This window comes from Lentzea flava (assembly GCF_014648475.1).
In the GTDB taxonomy this organism is placed as follows: Bacteria; Actinomycetota; Actinomycetes; order Mycobacteriales; family Pseudonocardiaceae; genus Lentzea; species Lentzea flava.
On record NZ_BMRE01000005.1, the window covers coordinates 1 to 18,223 of the forward strand.

19 protein-coding genes are annotated in these 18,223 nt (G+C 70.9%); 10 read left to right on the forward strand and 9 right to left on the reverse strand.

Annotation, left to right across the window (positions count from 1 at the left end; translation table 11 throughout):
- Positions 1-114: 114 nt before the first annotated feature.
- Positions 115-2,421 carry a VIT domain-containing protein gene (locus tag IEZ09_RS09560; RefSeq protein WP_189253265.1) on the reverse strand — a complete coding sequence of 769 codons (2,307 nt, stop codon included), beginning with the start codon at positions 2,419-2,421 and terminating at the stop codon, positions 115-117.
- Entirely contained in the window at positions 2,418-2,984 is a 567-nt protein-coding gene (locus IEZ09_RS09565) for a MerR family transcriptional regulator (RefSeq protein ID WP_229812396.1), read from the reverse strand. The genes IEZ09_RS09560 and IEZ09_RS09565 overlap by 4 nt, the downstream gene beginning before the upstream one ends.
- Positions 2,985-3,095: 111 nt before the next feature.
- Here IEZ09_RS09565 and IEZ09_RS09570 point away from each other — a divergent pair, with 111 nt between their 5' ends.
- The 5 genes from IEZ09_RS09570 to IEZ09_RS09590 are packed head-to-tail and all read left to right on the forward strand — an operon-like array spanning position 3,096 to position 7,543.
- Positions 3,096-4,316, forward strand: a complete 1,221-nt coding sequence (locus IEZ09_RS09570; protein ID WP_189253267.1) for a lysyl oxidase family protein — start codon at positions 3,096-3,098, stop codon at positions 4,314-4,316.
- A 34-nt stretch (positions 4,317-4,350) separates the two neighbouring features.
- Positions 4,351-5,331 carry a hypothetical protein gene (locus IEZ09_RS09575; protein WP_189253268.1) on the forward strand — a complete coding sequence of 327 codons (981 nt, stop codon included), beginning with the start codon at positions 4,351-4,353 and terminating at the stop codon, positions 5,329-5,331.
- On the forward strand, positions 5,328-5,834 hold the full coding sequence (locus IEZ09_RS09580; RefSeq protein ID WP_229812397.1) for a GNAT family N-acetyltransferase: 507 nt from the start codon (positions 5,328-5,330) through the stop codon (positions 5,832-5,834). The genes IEZ09_RS09575 and IEZ09_RS09580 overlap by 4 nt, the downstream gene beginning before the upstream one ends.
- Before the next feature lie 48 nt (positions 5,835-5,882).
- Positions 5,883-7,055, forward strand: a complete 1,173-nt coding sequence (locus IEZ09_RS09585) for a thiolase family protein (protein ID WP_189253270.1) — start codon at positions 5,883-5,885, stop codon at positions 7,053-7,055.
- A 2-nt stretch (positions 7,056-7,057) separates the two neighbouring features.
- Entirely contained in the window at positions 7,058-7,543 is a 486-nt protein-coding gene (locus IEZ09_RS09590; protein ID WP_229812398.1) for a PaaI family thioesterase, read from the forward strand.
- Here the strand turns inward: IEZ09_RS09590 and IEZ09_RS09595 are convergent.
- Positions 7,527-8,003, reverse strand: coding sequence for a winged helix-turn-helix transcriptional regulator (locus IEZ09_RS09595; protein ID WP_189253271.1), 477 nt, complete (start codon positions 8,001-8,003; stop codon positions 7,527-7,529). The genes IEZ09_RS09590 and IEZ09_RS09595 overlap by 17 nt on opposite strands.
- Before the next feature lie 87 nt (positions 8,004-8,090).
- On the opposite strand from IEZ09_RS09595, the gene mrf reads away from it, so the two are divergent.
- From mrf to IEZ09_RS09610, 3 genes are all read left to right on the forward strand, one after another.
- Complete coding sequence (mrf, locus tag IEZ09_RS09600) at positions 8,091-9,173, forward strand: ribosome hibernation factor-recruiting GTPase MRF (RefSeq protein WP_189253272.1); 1,083 nt, start codon at positions 8,091-8,093, stop codon at positions 9,171-9,173.
- Complete coding sequence (locus IEZ09_RS09605) at positions 9,173-10,300, forward strand: GTP-binding protein (RefSeq protein ID WP_189253273.1); 1,128 nt, start codon at positions 9,173-9,175, stop codon at positions 10,298-10,300. Before mrf ends, IEZ09_RS09605 begins: the two co-directional genes overlap by 1 nt.
- A 95-nt stretch (positions 10,301-10,395) precedes the next feature.
- Positions 10,396-11,214, forward strand: a complete 819-nt coding sequence (locus IEZ09_RS09610; protein WP_189253274.1) for a class I SAM-dependent methyltransferase — start codon at positions 10,396-10,398, stop codon at positions 11,212-11,214.
- Here the strand turns inward: IEZ09_RS09610 and IEZ09_RS09615 are convergent.
- Positions 11,192-11,548: an ArsR/SmtB family transcription factor gene (locus IEZ09_RS09615; RefSeq protein WP_189253275.1), complete on the reverse strand. Its 357-nt coding sequence runs from the start codon at positions 11,546-11,548 to the stop codon at positions 11,192-11,194. The two genes, IEZ09_RS09610 and IEZ09_RS09615, sit on opposite strands and share 23 nt — an antisense overlap.
- A 50-nt stretch (positions 11,549-11,598) precedes the next feature.
- Here IEZ09_RS09615 and IEZ09_RS09620 point away from each other — a divergent pair, with 50 nt between their 5' ends.
- Positions 11,599-13,458 carry a heavy metal translocating P-type ATPase gene (locus tag IEZ09_RS09620; protein WP_189253276.1) on the forward strand — a complete coding sequence of 620 codons (1,860 nt, stop codon included), beginning with the start codon at positions 11,599-11,601 and terminating at the stop codon, positions 13,456-13,458.
- 12 nt (positions 13,459-13,470) lie between these two features.
- Here the strand turns inward: IEZ09_RS09620 and IEZ09_RS09625 are convergent, their stop codons facing one another.
- From IEZ09_RS09625 to IEZ09_RS09645, 5 genes are all read right to left on the reverse strand, one after another.
- Positions 13,471-14,094: a class I SAM-dependent methyltransferase gene (locus IEZ09_RS09625; RefSeq protein ID WP_189253277.1), complete on the reverse strand. Its 624-nt coding sequence runs from the start codon at positions 14,092-14,094 to the stop codon at positions 13,471-13,473.
- On the reverse strand, positions 14,091-15,257 hold the full coding sequence (locus IEZ09_RS09630) for a glycosyltransferase (protein ID WP_189253278.1): 1,167 nt from the start codon (positions 15,255-15,257) through the stop codon (positions 14,091-14,093). The genes IEZ09_RS09625 and IEZ09_RS09630 overlap by 4 nt, the downstream gene beginning before the upstream one ends.
- Positions 15,258-15,276: 19 nt before the next feature.
- The gene (locus tag IEZ09_RS09635; protein WP_229812400.1) at positions 15,277-15,711 is read right to left on the reverse strand and encodes a GNAT family N-acetyltransferase; all 435 of its coding nucleotides are present in this window, start codon (positions 15,709-15,711) and stop codon (positions 15,277-15,279) included.
- 77 nt (positions 15,712-15,788) lie between these two features.
- Positions 15,789-16,649: a DUF4394 domain-containing protein gene (locus IEZ09_RS09640; RefSeq protein ID WP_189253279.1), complete on the reverse strand. Its 861-nt coding sequence runs from the start codon at positions 16,647-16,649 to the stop codon at positions 15,789-15,791.
- A gap of 130 nt (positions 16,650-16,779) precedes the next feature.
- Positions 16,780-17,646, reverse strand: a complete 867-nt coding sequence (locus IEZ09_RS09645) for a DUF4394 domain-containing protein (protein WP_189253280.1) — start codon at positions 17,644-17,646, stop codon at positions 16,780-16,782.
- Between the two features lie 141 nt (positions 17,647-17,787).
- On the opposite strand from IEZ09_RS09645, the gene IEZ09_RS09650 reads away from it, so the two are divergent.
- A complete protein-coding gene (locus IEZ09_RS09650) occupies positions 17,788-18,222 on the forward strand; it encodes a hypothetical protein (RefSeq protein WP_189253281.1) in 435 nt (144 codons plus the stop codon).
- Position 18,223 lies beyond the last annotated feature (1 nt).

Sequence of the window (18,223 nt, forward strand, 5' to 3'; positions counted from 1 at the left end):
CACTGCAACCCCTGCACAACTCAGGTGTTGCAACGATCCCTAGAACCCAAGAGGTGGAGTAAGGAGCCCTTCATCGACGGCGAGCTGGCCGCGGGAGCGCGCCCTTGGGTCCGTTCAGCGCCAGAAACTCCGACGGCGTTCTTTCCCGGCGGCGAACTCCCGCAGCACCTGCAGCGCCCGTGCCCACAACTGGTCCACGTCACCGCCCGCGGTGAGGTCGGCCACCAGGCGGCGCAACGGCTCGTACTCCGGGCCCTGCCTGGAGGCGACCAGGACGCCGAGCCTGCTGGCGAGGTCGGCGAGCAGGTCCCGGCGCTCCCAGGTCGGCCGTCCCGCTTCCTTCTCCAGCCGCTGAACCTCCAGCGCGGTGATCTCACGCAGATCCGCCGGACGGCCGGGCGTGGCGGTGCCACTCACCTTCAGGCTCGGCGCGGCAGGCTGGAAACCACGCGTGACCGTGTAGCGCGCGGAGAGGGGCACGGCCGCGTCGAACCGCGCGGGAGCGGCCGGAGCAAGTGGCGGAGGCCCGCCGTAGCCGCCACCCGCGACCGCCATCGGTGCGGCGAACCCGGGAGCCGGCATCTCCCATCCCGACGGCAGCTCCACCGGCTGCACCACCCGGTGCACGGTGCCGTCGGACACGACTCGCTCGTCCACCGCGACGAACGCGGTGAAACGGCACAACACACCGAACCGCAACGAGATCCGCACGATCTCCGGCTCCACCGCCTTCTCGCCGACCGCGTACCGGTCCTCCAGATCACGCAGTGCCGCGCGAGCCCACTGCGCCCGGACCGCGGGCTCACTCAGCTGTCGTACCACGACGTTCTCCTGCCAGTCCGCACCGTCCCGCGTGCGGCCGCGCACGGTCAGCGACTCCGGCACCGGCCCGCGGTACCGGCCGAAGGCGACCAGCGGCACACCGGGGTAGATGGCCGACGGCTGCCGCGGCACCGAAGACTCCGGTGTCACCACCAGGTCCGTGATCACCGGCGCGCCGATGCGGCGCTGGATGTGCGTCATCGCCTCGTCCAGGCGGTCCTCGCTCTCGACCAGCTCGCACCGCCCCGCGCCCTGCGCCGCCAGCCTGCCGAGGAAGCCCGCGTTGACGGCGGTGTCGATGCCGACGGCGTGCACCCTCGTCCGGTTGATCACCGGCGCGATGTCGCGCAGGAGCTGGTCCTCGTTGCCCACCTGGCCGTCGGTCACGAGGACCAGGACGGGGTCGCGCTCCTCGCTCGCGCGAGCGAGGAGGGTCAGGCCCTCGCGCAGCGGTTCGAACAGCTCGGTCCCGCCGCGCGCCTGCACCGCCGCGAGGTGTTCGACGGCGCGGAAGCGGTGGCGGTCGGTGGCCGCGACGAGTCCCGTTCCGAGCTCGGCCGGGCGTTCCACCTGGTGGTCGAAGGTCAGCACGGCGAACGTGTCGTCGTTCGTCAGCGTGTCGATGATGCGGGCGGCTGCTCGCCTGGCCGCGACCATCTTCCAGCCCGACATGCTGCCGGAACGGTCGAGCAGCAGCACCACGTCCCGCGGCCGGACCGGGGTGGCGAGGTCCGGTGGCAGGACCGTCAGCTGGTAGGTGCCCTCGTCGCTGTCGTCCGGGTCGGGCACGCAGACGGCCGCGGTGCTGTTCCCCGCGTACGCCAGGCGCAGCACGAAGTCCCGGTCGACGCGCTCTCCCGGCGCGACCGTCACGGTGGTGCCCTCGGTCGACACGGTGTGCAGGCTCGACCGCACCTCGCCGAGTTCCAGACCGGCCGGGTCGATCTCGACGCCGATGCCGAGCCGCACCGGGTTCGGGAAGCCCGGCAGCAGCACCGGCGGCGTGATCCGGGAGGCGTCCGGCACGACGTCGGTGTCCTCGGCGTACCCGTCGCCGACGGACGGGCCCGGCAGCGGCGTGCCCGGCACGTACCTCGGCGCCACCACGAGCGGGAACCGGAACGTGGCCGCGCCGTCCTCGTACACCAGCGGCCCGACCAGGCTCAGCTCGACCGTCACGTGCTCGCCCGCTGGAATGTTGCCCACCCGCATGGTGAACACGTCCGGCCGCTCTTCCTCCACAATGGACGCTCTTCGGCCTGCCGCGATCGCGTCGTCGTAGGCCTGACGCGCGGCACCGCGTTCCTGGAGCTCCGCCTCGACCGTGCGGTCGCCCGCGGTCATCTTCATGCCGGTGACGGCGGCGCGGTCCGGCAGCGGGAACACGTACGTCGCTTCGAGGGCGGTGTCGTGGGCGTTCACGAAGCCGGTCGTCAGCACGACCCTGCCGATCAGCCCGGTGATCGTCGCCCGCACGTCGAGGCTTTCCAGCGGCAGGTTGCCGCGGTCGGTGAGCAGCGCGCCGACACCCGCGTCCTCGGTCGTCCTGCCGATCCTGTCCTCCTCGGCGGACTTCATCGGGGCGACGGTGAAGGTCATGACGGTTCCCTTTCGTTCGTGAGCAGACCACGGGCGGCGAGCAGGTCGAGCAACGGCCGGGCGGCGGCCGCGATGTCCGCGCAGTCGGCGGCGGTGGGCGCGCCCGGCACCAGGAGAACGGCACCTCCCCCGAGCGCGACGCCGTTCAGCGGAGCCGCCTTCGCCTGAGGGGCTGGTGCGGGTGTGGCAACGGGTTCGGCCCAGAACCGGGGACGGACCTCGGATCGCGGTGGCGGATCACCGGAGTCGAGCAGCCCGTCGGGCACGCGGGCGATGGCCGCCAGGGTCGTGTCCGTGGCACCCGCGAGCTCGGCCTGGATCTCGGCCAGCGTCCTCCCCTCCGACTGCAGTCTCTTCACGGCCACGAGCTGGAGCAGGTGGCGCTTCTCGTACAACGCTGTGCGGCCGCGCATCGCGGAAGGCCGGTCGACCAGCCCCGTCGTCGCGTACCAGCGGACGGCCCGCCGGTCGGGCACGTCCCGCACGCGGCCGTTGGGCGCGCCCGAGTACTCCGCGGTGAGTGCGGCGGAGACACGGTCCAGCAACTCGTCGAGCGTCCACACACCCCGATACTGACACTGCAATCGTGACAGTGTCAACGTTGCAGCCGGGAGTAGCGTGGCCAACTGCTGAGCGTGACCAAACCTGCACTGAGGGGGCATGGAATGAGAGGCTTGGCATTACTGGCGACGCTGTTGCTGCTGTCGTCCCCGTCCGCCGTCGCTTCGGCACCGACCGTCGTCAACTCCCACCGCCCGTCGTTCTGGCAGGGCGAGGTCCGCAAGTCCGACCCGCGTGTGCGTGACGTGCCCGAATGCCGCAAGAACGGGTGCGACCGCGCGGTCGTCTCCGTCCGGCTGCCCGCCGGCCTGCGGGCGAAACCCGGTGGCGTCGAGCTGGCGATCCGCGCGGTCGGCGCCACCCCGGACGACAGTCTCGGGTTCGCCGTCTACCAGGGCTCCCGGCGCGTCGCGCTCGCCGACGCGCAGATCGGCCCCGCGCGGTCGGTGTGGCTGCCCAAGACCTCCGCGCGCTACACGGTCTACGTCTTCTACAACCCGTTCGTGCCCGAGCTGGGATCGGACGTCGTGAAGTACGAAGGCCTGCTGGAGAACGAGAACTCGCCCCGGCGGTCCTCCGCGGAACTGCTGCCGGACCTGGAGGCACTCCCCCAGCGGTACGCGACGTTCGAGACGCCACCGCCGTTCTTCGACGACGTGGCGGCGCCGGGATCGTCGTGCTTCCGCAGCGAGGTGGAGGAGCAGAACGCCCGCAAGTGCCTGCGCTTCGGCCAGGCGATGGCGAACGTCGGGGACGGCCCGGTCGATGTGCGGTACTCCACTCCAGCCGGTCAGCGCCCGCCGGAAGTTCCCGGCTCGCAACGCATCCACCGCGCCGACGGGACGTATCGCGACGTGCCGTCCGTGGGTGTCATGCATTACCACGCGATCCATCAGCACTACCACTTCGAGGACTTCTCGGTCTCCACGCTGGAAAACGCCGCCGGAACCGTGGTGGCCACGGGCAAGAAGAACGGTTTCTGCATGGCGGACACCGAAATGCCGTGGTGGGCGCGCAAGGGCAACGCGCCGCAGAGCTACCCGGCGCCGCGCTGCCTCGACCCGGAACCGGCGTCACCGCCCGGTGTCGACGCGTTCAAGAACGGCATTTCCCGTGGGTGGGCCGACGAGTACTGGTGGGCGCTGCCCGACCAGATGATCGAGGTCAGCGCGCTGACCGACGGCACCTACACGCTGGTCACGCGCGTCGACCCGGCGAACAAGATCCTCGAGTCCGGTGAGCGCAACAACTGCGTCCGGGTCCCGATCACGTTGTCCGGCCTGGCCACCGCCACACCGAAGGCCGTTCTCGGGAGCACGCCGAAAACCTGCTGAGGATCACACCTCGTGACGCGGTAGGGTGCCGCGGGTGACCACGGACAAGGTCGGCCACAACACCCTGCACAGCAACACCCACAGGGCCGCGTTGGGCCGGCTCAAAACCAAGAAGCAGCAGATCCTGTACGCGGTGGAGCACATGCCGCGCGGGAGCACCGTCGAGGACGTGCGCAGCTGGCTGGGCGACCACGGGCAACCGGTGCCCAGCCGGCCGTACACCGCGCCGATCGTGAACGAGTGGCGCGCCCGCAACGGCGTGACCGACACGAGCGGCCACGTGCCGCTGACCCCGGAACTGATCGCGCAGCTCGACTCCGCGGACGGCGAGACGCCGGCCGAACCGGTGAAACCCGCTGGTGCCAAGGGTTTCTACGCCGTCGCGGTGCTGAGCATCGGTGTCAGCGTGGACACGTCGTGGCGGTTTTTCGCGCAGCGCCTGGGAATCACCGACGTGGTGGAACGGGTCGTCCTGTTCTCCGTCATGGAGGCGGCGCTGATCGCGTGCGGCTGGGCGATGCGCGCGGGTGTGCGCCGTGACGGCCGTCCCGGCCCCGCGCGGCTCGTGGCGTGGGCGCTGACGGCGTTCGCCGCGTTCGCCGCCCTCAGCCTGTCCGGCCCGGTCGCGGGTACGGCCCGCGTCCTGCTCGGACCGGTGCTCGGCCTGGTGATGCTGCACCTCGCGCTCGGCATCGAGATCCGCGCGACGCGGCAGCGCACGACCACCTGGGCACGGGTGGGCCGCGAGCTGCGGGAACGCCTGCTGTCGTTGCTGGGCCTCGGCGACGACCACCGCGACGCCCTCGCCCGCACCCGCGACCGGGCGGCGTTGCGGGCGGCGAGGCTCGCGCTGGCCAGCCGGTGGACCCCGTTCCGGACCAGGCGCCTGCGCAAGGCCCTGCACGCCTCGCACGTCGCGCACGACCCGGTCCAGCGGGACCGGATGCTGCGCGAACTCGGCGTGCTCCAGCACGCGCACAAGCTCGCCGAGACCACCCAGCCGTCGCCGTGGTGACCTTCACCGGCGACACCGGGCTCGCGGCGGAGATCGCCGCCCTGGTGAACCACGTGTACGCCGAGGCGGAGGAAGGGCTCTGGCTCGACGGCGCCGCGCGGACCAGCGAGGCCGAGGTGGCGGACCTCATCGAGGCCGGACAGATCGCGGTGGTCCGGTCGGACGAACGCGTCGTGGGCGCCGTTCGCATCCAGCAGCTCAGCGACTCCCTGGGCGAGTTCGGGATGCTGGTCGCCGCCCCGCAGGAGCGCGGCACCGGTGTCGGCAGGAAGCTCGTGGCGTTCGCCGAGCAGTGGGGGCGCGACCGCGGCCTCTCGCACATGCAGCTGGAACTGCTCGTGCCGCAGACGTGGAAACACCCGGTCAAGGAGTTCCTGCGAGGCTGGTACACGCGCATCGGTTACCGCGTGGTGCGCACGGGCGACCTCGGCGAGGACTACCCGGCGCTGGTGCCGCGCCTCGCCTGTCCGTGCGACTTCCTCGTCTTTCACAAGGACTTGTGACGCACGTCTAACTTTGCTTTTTCATAGTCAGGGGCTAGCGTGCTGACTATGGCTACCACTAGTCAGACTGCCGTCATCGTCGACGCCGTCCGCACGCCGCTCGCCAAGGGCAAGCCCGGCGGCGCGTACTCCGAGATCCACCCCGTCGACCTGCACAGCACGGTCCTCGCCGCGCTCGTGGACCGCACCGGCATCGACCCGGCCGTGGTCGACGACGTCATCAGCGGTGCCGTCGGCCAGGTCGGCGAGCAGTCCGGCAACACCGCGCGCTGGGCCGCGCTCGCCGCGGGCTTCCCGGAGTCGGTGCCCGGCGTGACCGTCGACCGCCAGTGCGGGTCCAGCCAGCAGGCGCTGCACTTCGCCGCGCAGGGCGTGATCGCGGGCGCCTACGACGTCGTGATCGCCTCCGGTGTCGAGTCGATGAGCCGCATCCCGATCGGCTCGCAGGCCCTCGGCCAGAACTTCGCCGGCACGAAGGTGCTGGAGCGCTACGACCTCGTTCCGCAGGGCATCAGCGCCGAGCTCATCGCCGACCGCTGGAAGCTCTCCCGCGCGCGGCTCGACGAGTTCTCCGCCGAGTCGCACCAGCGCGCCGCCACGGCGTGGAAGAACGGGTTCTTCGACGCGCAGGTGACGTTCGTGAACGAGCTGCGGACCGACGAGACGATCCGGCCGGACACGACCGCCGAGGTCCTCGCCGGACTGCGGCCCGCGTTCCGCAATGAGCACTGGGAGCAGCGGTTCCCCGGCCTGGACTGGCGTGTCACCGCGGGCAACAGCTCGCCGGTCAACGACGGTGCCGCCGCGGTGCTCGTGACGAGCGAGGAGGCGGCCGCCCGGCTGGGACTCCGCCCGCGCGCCCGCGTCCACTCGTTCGCCGTCGCCGGCGACGACCCGGTGCTCATGCTGACCGGCATCATCCCGGCCACGCAGAAAGTTCTCGCCCGCGCCGGCCTCACCATCCACGACATCGACGCCTTCGAGGTCAACGAGGCGTTCGCGTCCGTCGTGCTGGCGTGGCAGGCCGAAACAGGCGCGGATCTCGCCAAGGTCAACATCAACGGCGGCGCCATCGCCATCGGCCACCCGCTCGGCGGCTCGGGCGCGCGCCTGATGACCACGCTGGTCAACAACCTCGAGCAGACGGGCGGCCGCTACGGGCTCCAGGTGATGTGCGAGGCGGGCGGGCTCGCCAACGCGACCATCATCGAGAGGCTCTGACGGTGCGGCAGCGCAGTTACGAGTGGAGCGACCCGCGGATCCTCGCGGACGCCGTCACCGGGATGGACGGGATCGAGTTCCTCAAACGGATCGGCACCGGCGACCTGCCGCCCCCTCCGGCCGCGCAGACCACCGGCATCGTGCCGGTGGAGATCGGTGACGGGTGGGCGCGGTTCGAGCTGGAACCCGCGGAGTGGCACTACAACCCGCTCGGCACGGTGCACGGCGGCATCCTGTCCACCCTCGCCGACACCGCGCTCGGCTGCGCCGTCCACACGAAGCTCCCGGCGGGCACCGGCTACACGTCGCTGGACCTGACGATCAAGTTCACCCGAGCGGCCACTGTGGACAGTGGTCTGCTCACCTGCGAGGGCACCGTGGTCACCATCGGCCGTCGCACCGCCACCGCCGAGGCCAGCATCACCGACGGCTCGGGACGCGTGATCGCGCACGCCGTGACGACCTGCCTGCTCATCCCTTCCGGTTGATCCGGACGGCCAGCCCCTCCGGCCCGAGCGACTCGGCGCCGGACGGGGCGACCCGCACGCTCACGGGCTCCCCCGTCTCCGCCGACACGACCCGCAGCGGCCCGTCGCCGTCGCGCAGGTAGGTGTCGCCCCACTGCATCAGCGCGACGATCACCGGCAGCAGCGCGTTGCCCATCTCGGTGAGGACGTACTCGTACCGCGTCCGCGCCCCCGGCTCCCGGTACGGCCGCTTCTCCAGCAGGCCCGCCTCGACGAGCTCCTTGAGCCGCTTGGCGGCGACCGCCTCGGTGATGCCGACGCGGCGCACGAAGCCGTCGAACCGCGTGGTGCCGTAGAACGCCTCTCGCAGGATGAGCATCGCCGACTTGGTGCCGATGATGTCGAGCGCCATGGCCATCGAACACCGGTCCGGCTGCCATTTGTCCAACGCGGCCAGCGGCCCGCTCATCTGCATGGGCATGGCTCAGAGCCTACACCTGACTTGTGTTGAGCATACTCAGCCACCCGTTGTGCGTAACGATAACCATTGTCATGTACGGTGCACGGCATGGCAGCACAGGTCGTATTGGTAGCCGGGTTCACCCACCACGACGTCGCCGACGAGCTCTGGCGCGCGTCACCGGACTCGGTGCTGGTCCGGCACGACCTCAGCGGCCTCGCCGAAGGCGTGGTCCGGCGGTGGGTCGACGGTCGGCTGACCGTGCTCGAACTCGCACACGGCTGCGTGTCGTGCACCCTGCGCCTCGATCTCATCCCGCTGCTCGAAAGCCTCGACGGCCGCGTGATCGTGCACCTGGACCCGGTGCTGGAACCGGAGGCCGTCTGCTTCGCGCTCGGGGAGACCGAGGTCGAGGTCGAGGCCGTGATCACGGTCGTCGACAGCGCGACCTGGCTGGACGACGCGACCGGCGGCGACACGCTCGCCGACCGGGGCATGCGGGCCGCGGAGGGCGACGAGCGCACCGTCGCGCAGGTCGTGGTCGGCCAGGCGGAGTTCGCCGACGCGATCGTGCTGACCGGCGACGACCCGGTGCTGAACGCCGTGCTGGACAGGCTGGTCCCGCTCGCGCCGCGGCAACGGCTCGACTCGTTGGACGTGACAGCGTTGCTCGCCGCGATCCCCGACGACGCCCGGCGCGGCGGTTTCGACGACGGCTTCGGTTCCCTGCTGTACGGACGGCCTCCGCTGGAGCCGGCGCACGGGGTGTCCGTCGTCCACTTCACCGAGCGGCGCCCGTTCCACCCGATGCGGCTGCACAACGCACTCGACGTGCTCCTGGAGGGTGTCGTGCGCACCCGCGGCCGGGTGTGGGTGGCGAGCCAGCCCGACCTGGCGCTGTGGCTCGAGTCCGCGGGCGGCGGGCTGCGCGTCGGCAACCTCGGCGAGTGGCTCGCCGCGGCGGACGACTGGTCCGAGGCCGACGCGGAGCGCCGTGCGGCCGCATCCCTGCAGTGGGACCCCTACTACGGCGACCGTTCGCAGGAGCTGGTCGTGATCACGCGGTCCTCCCCGGACGAGATCACCGCGGCACTGCGCGAGGCGCTGGTGACCGACGAGGAACTGGCCCTGATCAGCGAGCTCGACTTCGCCGACCCGTTCGCCGACTGGCACGAGGAGATGGAAATCTGATGCGCACGCCCGTGACCGTCCTCTCCGGATTCCTCGGCTCCGGCAAGACGACGCTGCTCAACCACGTGCTCGCCAACCGCGAGGGCAGGCGGGTCGCGGTCATCGTCAACGACATGAGCGAGGTCAACATCGACGCCGCCCTGGTCGCGGGCCAGGGCACGCTCGACCGCACCACCGAGCGGCTGGTCGAGCTGACCAACGGCTGCATCTGCTGCACGTTGCGGGAAGACCTCCTCGACAGCGTCGGCGAACTGGCGCGGTCGGGCCGGTTCGACACGATCCTCATCGAGTCCACCGGCATCTCCGAGCCCATGCCGGTGGTGGCGACGTTCGACTGGACTTTCTCCGACGGCACGAGCCTCTCCGACCACGCCCGCCTCGACACGATGGTGACGCTGATCGACGCGGCCGGGTTCCTGCGTGAACTGACCGCGGGCGACCGCCTGGACGAACGCGACCTGGCCGCCGCGGACTCCGACGAGCGCACGATCTCGGACCTGCTCGTGGACCAGGCCGAGTTCGCCGACCTGCTCGTGGTGAACAAGACCGACCTCGTCAGCGAGGAGGAACTGGCCACCCTCGAAGCCGTGCTGCGCCGACTCAACCCGACTGCCCGGCTGCTGCGCACGCGGCACGGCGTCGTCGACCTGGCCGAGGTGCTCGACACCGGCCGCTACGACCCGATCACCGCCGCGCAGGCGCCGGGCTGGGCCCAGGAACTGGCGGGCACGCACACGCCCGAGACCGAGGAGTACGGGATCAGGTCGGTCACCTACCGCGCGTCCCGGCCGTTCCACCCCGCCCGGCTCGTGGCGGCGCTCGCCGACTGGGAAGGTGTGTTGCGCAGCAAGGGTTTCTGCCACGTCGCGAGCCGCCCGGACGTGCTCGCCGTGTGGTCGCAGGCCGGGCCGAACCTGACGCTGGAGCCGGGTCAGCTGCTCACCACGCCGATGGCCAGGCAGGAACTGGTGTTCATCGGGGTGGATCTCGACGTCACCGAGCCTCGGCGGCGACTCGATCCGGCGCTGCTCACCGACTCCGAGCTGGCGGCGGGGCCCGAGGTGTGGCGGACGTTCTCCGACCCGTTGCCGGAGTGGGACACCGCCGAGCTGCACGGGCACGCCTGACGGACCGGCGGCCGGGCGCGGGCCTTCCTCACAGAGACCGATCACTGCTCGTGGAACGCTCTGCGCGACACGGACCGTCCACCCCGGGAGGAAGCATGGCCGAGGACCGGCAGACCGAGATGCGCGGCGCCTTCGACGCCGCCGCGGCGGACTTCACCGCCCTGGGCGAGCACCTCTGGGAACCCATCGGATCGGCCACGGTCGCCATCGCCGGCCTCCAGCCTGGTGACCGCGTTCTCGACGCCTGTTGCGGCACGGGCGCTTCCGCGATCCCGGCCGCGCGGGTGGTCGGACCGTCCGGTCACGTCGACGCCGTGGACCTGTCCGGCCCGATGGTCGACGAGCTGCGCCGGCGGTCCGGCGATCTGCCCCAGCTGCACGCACACCGGTCGGACGTGACGGCGTGGACCACCGGCGATTACGACGTGGTGCAGTCGGCGCTGGGGATCTTCTTCTTCCCGGACATGACCGCGGGAACCGACCACCTGATCGGCCTCGCGCGTCCTGGCGGCCGGGTCGTGTTCACGATCTGGCGCGGCGACGCGATGGCGGCGGCGGGGCGGCGCCTCGGCCGTGCCATCGCCGAGGCCACGAACACCCCACCGGCCCCGCCACGTCCGCCGCACCTCATCGACCAGGTCAACCAGGCCGGCACGTTCGCGGCGTGGCTGACCGAGCGGGGGCTCGACGACGTCGACGTGACCGTGCACGAGCACGCGCTGACGATGACGCCCGAGGTGGCGTGGCTGGTGATCGTCGGATCCGGGTTCCGCGGCGGGCTGGAGAAGGTGCCCGCCGACCGGCGGGACGCGGTGCGCGAGATCTACCTGGCGTCGTTGCTGGACGACGGCGAGCCCGAGCTCGACGCGACGACGCTGATCGGCACCGGCGTCAGCCCACGGCGTCGTCCGTGACGCCCAGCCCCAGGTGTTCGATGTGGTAGACGGCTTCGTCGAGCAGCATCGCGACGTGGTTGTCGTACAGGGCGTAGACGATGCTTCGGCCTTGCCGGGTGCCGGTGACGAGCCCGAGCGCGCGCAGCAAACGCAGCTGGTGCGACACGGCTGACTGCTCCATCTCGACGGCGTCGGCGAGCTCGCCGACCGAGCAGGCGCCGTGCCGGAGCCGGGTCAGGATCCGCAGGCGGCTCGGTGTCGCGAGCGCCTGGAGGGTCGCCGCGACCGTCGCCGCCGACTCGGCGTCCAGCTGCGCAGGAGGGGTGGTTCTGCCCTCGATCCCGTGACCCATGGGAACATCCTACTCAGTGAACACATGAAGACCTCTTCAGATGTTCCTGTATGGTGTGCCGCGTGACTGCCACCCTGCTGCTCGACGATCCGCACCGGGCACCCGCCGCCCGGCGTTCACCGTTCTCGATCACCGAGGTCCGGTGGGCGATCGCCGCGACAGCCCTGTTCCTGCTGGGACTCGGGGCGAAGCTCGCGGGCGCCCCGCCGTGGACGTGGTGGGCGCTGCTGCTCGCCTGCTACGCCGCCGGAGGCTGGGAACCCGCGCTCTCCGGGATCACCGCGCTGCGCGAACGCACGCTGGACGTGGACCTGCTGATGATCGTCGCGGCGATCGGCGCGGCGTCGATCGGGCAGGTCGTCGACGGCGGGCTGCTGATCGTCATCTTCGCGACGTCCGGTGCGCTCGAAGCCGTGCTGACGCAACGGACCGCCGACTCCGTGCGCGGGTTGCTCGACCTCGCGCCACAACGGGCCTGCCTGCTCGTGGACGGCGGCGAGCGGGACGTCGACGCGGCGTCACTGGCGGTCGGCGACGAGATCCTGGTGCGGCCGGGTGAGCGGATCGGCGCGGACGGCGAGGTGATCGGCGGGCGCAGCGAGGCGGACGAGGCCTCGATCACCGGTGAGCCGCTGCCCGTGCCGAAGAGCCCCGGCAGCGAGGTGTTCGCCGGATCGCTCAACGGCACCGGGGCGCTGCGCGTGCGGGTCATCCGCGAGCCGCGGGACTCCGTGATCGCCCGGATCGTCGCGCTGGTCGAGCAGGCGTCGGCCACGAAGGCGAGGACGCAGCTGTTCATCGAGAAGGTCGAGCAGCGCTACTCCGTCGCGATGGTCGCCGTGACGCTCGCGTTGTTCACGGTGCCGTTGCTCTTCGGGGCCGCGTTCGAACCCACGCTGCTGCGCGCGATGACGTTCATGATCGTGGCATCGCCGTGCGCGTTGGTGCTCGCGACGATGCCGCCGCTGCTGGCGGCCATCGCCAACGCCGGAAAGCGCGGCGTGCTGGTGAAGTCCGCGGTCGCGATGGAACAGCTCGGCACCGTCGACGCGGTCGCCCTCGACAAGACCGGCACGCTCACCGAGGGCACACCCCACGTCGTCACCGGCGACGACGACGCCCTCACCCTGGCCGCCGCGGCCGAGCAGTTCAGCGAACACCCGATCGGCCGCGCGATCGTCGCCGCCGCACGCGAACGAGGGCTGCCGATTCCTCCGGCGGCGGATTTCGTCGCCACTCCCGGCGTCGGGGTGACCGCGCGCGTGTCGGGACGGGTGGTCGCGGTGCGCCGGCACGACTCCGCGGACACCACCGCCGTCGAGGTCGTCGCCGACGACGTGCGGGTCGGCGTGATTGAGCTCGCCGACCGGGTGCGGTCGTCCAGCGCGGCCGCCGTGGGAGAGCTCACCGTCCTGACCGGACGGAGCCCGGTGCTGCTGACCGGTGACAACCACGCTGCGGCGCAACGGGTTGCCGCTGAGGTCGGCATCACCGACGTGCGCTCGGGACTGCTGCCGCAGGACAAGGTCCGCGCCGTGCGGGAGATGAACGGCAACGTGCTGTTCGTCGGCGACGGCGTGAACGACGCACCCGCGCTCGCGACCGCACACGCCGGCATCGCGTTGGGACGCAAGGGTTCCGATCTCACTGTGGACACCGCCGACGCGGTGGTGGTCGGCGACGACCTCACCGTGGTGCCCGAGGTGGTGGCGCTGGCCAGGCGCGCGCGGAGGGTGGTGATCGCGAACCTCGCGATCGCGGGCGCGTTCATCGTCGTGTTGTCGGTCTGGGACCTCGTCGGCACGCTGCCGCTCCCCCTCGGCGTCGCGGGCCACGAGGGCTCCACGGTGCTGGTGGCGCTCAACGGCATGCGGTTGCTGACCCGGCGCCAGATCAGTGCGTCTCGCTGATCGTCGTCCGGGTCAGGCCTTGACCGCGGCCACCCGCTCGACCGTGCCGAGCTTGAGCCGTTCCTGCCGCTGGACCACGAACCCGGCCTGCTCCACCAGCGGCAGCGGCCGGCGGGTCTGGTAGTCGCCGCACAACCGCACGCTCAGCTTCTCCAGCAGCGACTGTCCGAAGTGGACAATGCGGTGGTGGCTGCCGACGTGGTCGAGCAGCAGCAGCTTCCCGCCGGGACGCAACACGCGGTGCATCTCCGCGATCGCCGCCCGATCGTCCGGCACACCGCACAGGCCGAGCGTGCACACGACGGTGTCGAACGAGGCGCCGGGGAACGGCAGCGCCTGGGCGTCGCCCTCCCTCAGGTCGACGGCACGGCCGAGGGAGGCGGCGCGGTCACGGGCGATGGCGAGCATCGCCGGGCTGAGGTCGAGTCCGGTGAGCGTGACGTCCGCCGGATAGTGCTCGAGGTTGCGGCCCGTGCCGATCGCGACCTCGAGCACCGCGCCGGTCGCCTGCGAGCACACCCACTCGCGGCCACCGGCGAACTGAACGCGTTCGAAGAAGCCGATGTCGCGGTCATAACGCGGCGCGTAGCGGTTCCACACCTCGCGAAGACCATCGGTGTCGAACGTCTTGCTCATCTCGCCGTCCCTTCCCACAGCAGGGCCGCATGGCACACCTCGACGGGGTCGCGCACATCGGCCGCGGTCGCCGCCGCCCTGGCCGCGGCGGCAGCGAAACCCGGATCGCGCAGCACGCGCCCCACGGCAGCCCGCAGGCCATCCACTGTGGACGGTCGCACGACGAGCCCGCTGCCCTGACGCGCCACCCGGTTCGCCATCTCCCACTGGTCTCCGCCGCCCGGCACCACCACGACGGGCACCTCCGCCCGCAACGCCTTGACCAGCATCCCGTGCCCGCCGCCGCAGACCAGCACGGACGACTCGCGCAGCAGCTCGTCCTGCCTGCCAGGGCCCGACCGCGCCCACTCCGGCAGCTGCGCCGGTGGCGGTGCGAACGTCGACACCACGGCCCGCACTCCCATGCCGTCCAACGCTTCGAGCGTCATCCCCGCCAGGTCGGCCGCGCCGGTCCACGCCGTCGACGGGGCGATCATCACCAGCGGAGCGGTGCCCGGCGGCGGGATCATCCGCTCCCGGCTCGCCTCCCACAGCAGCGGGCCGACGACGTGGGCGTTGTCCGGCCAGTCCGGGCGCGGCACCTCCAGAGCGGGCAACGTCGCGATCAGCCGCACCACCGGGCCCGGTCCTCGCGCGCTCAGGCCGATCCGCTGCCGCACCACGGCGCGTTGCCGTTCGCCCTGGCGGATCGACCGCGCTGTCATCGCCCGCAGCAAGGCATCGCGCAGCCTGCCTCGCACACCGGTTCCTGCAGCGAGCCCGCTGCCCATGGGCGGCAGCGCTTTCGACGGCTCATAGAGCGGATGGGGTGACAGCTGCGCCCACGGCACGCCGAGCAGTTCGGCCGCCATGCTCGCGCCCAGCGCGAGGACGTCGCACACCACCAGATCCGGGGCGAGAGCCGCGAGCTGCGGAGTGAGCGCCGTCGCGAGCACCGCGGCCTGGTCGTGCAGAGCCTGGCCGATGTCCGCGGCGTCGCGCAGATCGGCCAGCGCCAGACCGGGGACGCGGGACGCCTCGATCCCCTCGCGTGAGGCTGCGTCGACCCACCGGCCTCCGGTGAGCAGGACCGGCGTGTCCCCTGCCGCGGCGAACCTCAGGCACAGCGCCATCGCCGGCACCACGTGGCCCGGATCGCCCCCTGAGACGACAGCTACCCGCACACCGGCCAGTCTGCCCTGCTCAGAACGTCTTGCTGAAGTGCAACGCCGGGATGACGTAACCGGAACTCAGGTAAAGCCGGTGAGCGTCGTGCCGGTGGGTTCCCGAGTCGAGATGAACTCCCGCGCAGTCGAGGCGGCGCGCCTCCTCGTCGACCCACCTGAGCAGGGCGCCCGCGTGACCCTGCTTTCGCGCGGACGGGAGCGTGCTCACGTCGTCGATGTACAGGTGCGATCCGGCGTAGAGGTTCGTCATGTGCCGGAATCCCGCGACCGCGGCGACACGGCCTGCGGAGTCGAGGGAGGCGATGAGCCGGTAGCCCTCCTTGCGCTGGACCCGCACCGCCGACACGAAGTCGTCCTCGGACGTCAGGTGCGGGCGGAGCTCCCGCATCGCCTCGTAGGCCAGCGCGGTGTTCTCGTCGTCGAGCTCGGTGATGGTGTGTTGTTCGGTCACACCGGTGATCGTCGGCGAGAAAGTGGCCTTTCGGGATACCCATTCCGCAGGTATCCCGAAAGGCCACTTCGCGGCGGTCAGCTACCGGTCAGCGAGATCGCGAGGTCCGTGACGGCCAGCGGGAACTGGCCGAGGCTGGTGGCCGTGCCGTTGAGCAGGTTGACGCTGTACAACGACGCCGTGCCGTTCGCTGCGACGAGAGACGCGAATCCCGTCGACGACACGGCCTTGCCGTTGCTCAACGTGCTGTAGATGTCGAAACCCGCGTTGGCACCGGCGTCGACGGTGAGCTTGCCGGTGGCGGTGAGCAGGCCGTTGTTGGCGGGCGACTGGATCAGCACCTCGTCGGTGGCCGTGCCGATGTCGAACAACGTGGTCGCGGTGTCCGGGTTCAGGTCGTTGTTCGTGTAGGCCGCCGCGGTGACGCCCCTGGTCGGCCCGAGCGCGGGCGGGGTGGACAGGACGGCGTCCTCCGTCGTGGTGTGGTCGCCGAGGTTGTGCCGCAGGCTCTGGCCGGTGTCGCTGACGATCCGCAGCCGGTCGGCCGCCGGGTTGAAGTCGACGCCGAAGTTCGTGCCGTACAGCGGAACCGTCAGCTGCGAGACCTTCGTGACCGTCACGTCAGTGACCTGCGGCGGGGTCTTGACCGTGTAGACGCCGCCCTTGTTGCCCACCAGGTACATCAGGCCGTCCTGGACCCGGAAGTCCAGGCCGATCGCCGCCGTGTCGCCGGAGAACCCGCCGATGAGTCTCACCCAGTTCAGCTCCTGCGGCTTGTCCGTGGTGAACGTCGCCATCAGCGTGCCGTCCGCCGTGATCCCGAACGCCCGCAGGCCGGACGTCTGCGCGACACTGCTCTGCCCGCCGCCGGCGACGGCCGCCGCCACCGACAACGCCACGGCCACCGCGGCGGCACCCTTCTTGACCCGTGCCCTCATCAGCCCACTCCCTGTGCCAGAAGTCCTTGTGGCACAAGCTATTCGAGGGGTCTGGACGTCGACTGGACGGCAGCACCCCGCCCCGGGGCACCGAAGGCTCCGGGGCGGGGCTCGCTGCCGGGGTCGGGGTTCAGCTGCCGGTCAGCGAGATCGCGAGGTCCGTGATGGCCAGTGGGAACTTGCCGATGGCGGTCGCTTCGCCGGTGAGCAGGTTGATGCTGTATAACGTCGCCGTGCCGTCAGGTCCGACGAGGGTGGCGAACCCCGCCGCTGACACCGCTTTCCCGTTGCTCAGCGTGCTGTAGATGTCGAAGCCCGCGTTCGGACCGGCGTTCACCGTGAGGCTGCCGGTCGGTGCCAGCGTCCCGTTGTTCGCCGGTGACTGGATCAGCACCTGGTCGGTCAGCGTGCCGATGTCGAACAACGTGGTCGCGGTGTCCGGGTTCAGGTCGTTGTTCGTGTAGGCCGCCGCCGAGACGCCCTTGGTGGCACCGGTCGTCGGCGGGGTCGTCAGCATCGTGTCCGCGATGGTGCTGTGCGCGTTGAGGTCGTGGCGCAGGTTCTGCCCGGTGTCGCTGATCACGCGCAGCCGGTCGGCGGCCGGGTTGAAGTCGACGCCGAAGTTCGTGCCCTGCAACCCGACGGTCAGCTGCGAGACCTTCTTGATCACCGGCTCGGGGTACTGCGGCGGGTACGGCAGGCTCACCGTGTAGATGCCGCCCTTGTTGCCCACCAGGTACATCAGGCCGTCCTGGACCCGGAAGTCCAGGCCGATCGCCGCCGTGTCGCCGGAGAAGCCCTGGATCGTCCGCACCCAGTCCAGCACCTGCGGCCGGTCGGTGGTGAACGTCGCCATCAGCGTGCCGTCCGCCGAAATCCCGAACGCCCGCAGACCGGACGGCGCAGCGGCGCTGGTCCCGCCACCGCCGACGACGGCCGCCGCCACCGACAACGCCACGGCCAGCGCGGCGACGCCCTTCCTGATTCGCGCCTTCATCATTCCCTCCCCTGTAGGAAAGCACTGCGGCACAAGCTATTCGGCACGACTGGACGTCGATTGGACGCGGGTTGGACGTGCCTTGCGAACGACCTGGTGCAGGCACCACATTGGGAACACACGATGTCGAGGGGGAACAGGATGAAAGCGACGATCATCGGATGTGCGGTGGTGCTCATGGCAGGGCTGCCGGTGAGCACGGCCCAGGCCGCGGAGGCGACGTGCCCGACGACGGAGAAGAAGTCCGAGTCGGTGCGGCTGGCCGATCCCGGCAAATGGAGTTACACCTACTACGTCTCCTGGTGCGTGGAGGACGGGAAGGTCACCACGATCACGCCGCACATCACGCACGAGGAGGACAGCAGGTGGTGCGTCTGGGTGGGCAGCGCCGAAGAGGCCATGACGCCGGTAACGGACGGCAGCGGAGCCTGGAACGCGTTCAACATGTCCGAGTTCTCCTGCAAGGACGCCGCGGGCAAGCCGGGCAGCGTGAACCCCTGGGCGGTCATCACCGTCCGTCCGAACGGCAGCAGTTCGGTGCCGCGCAAGGGAATCGGTGACGAGATCGAGGAGTAGC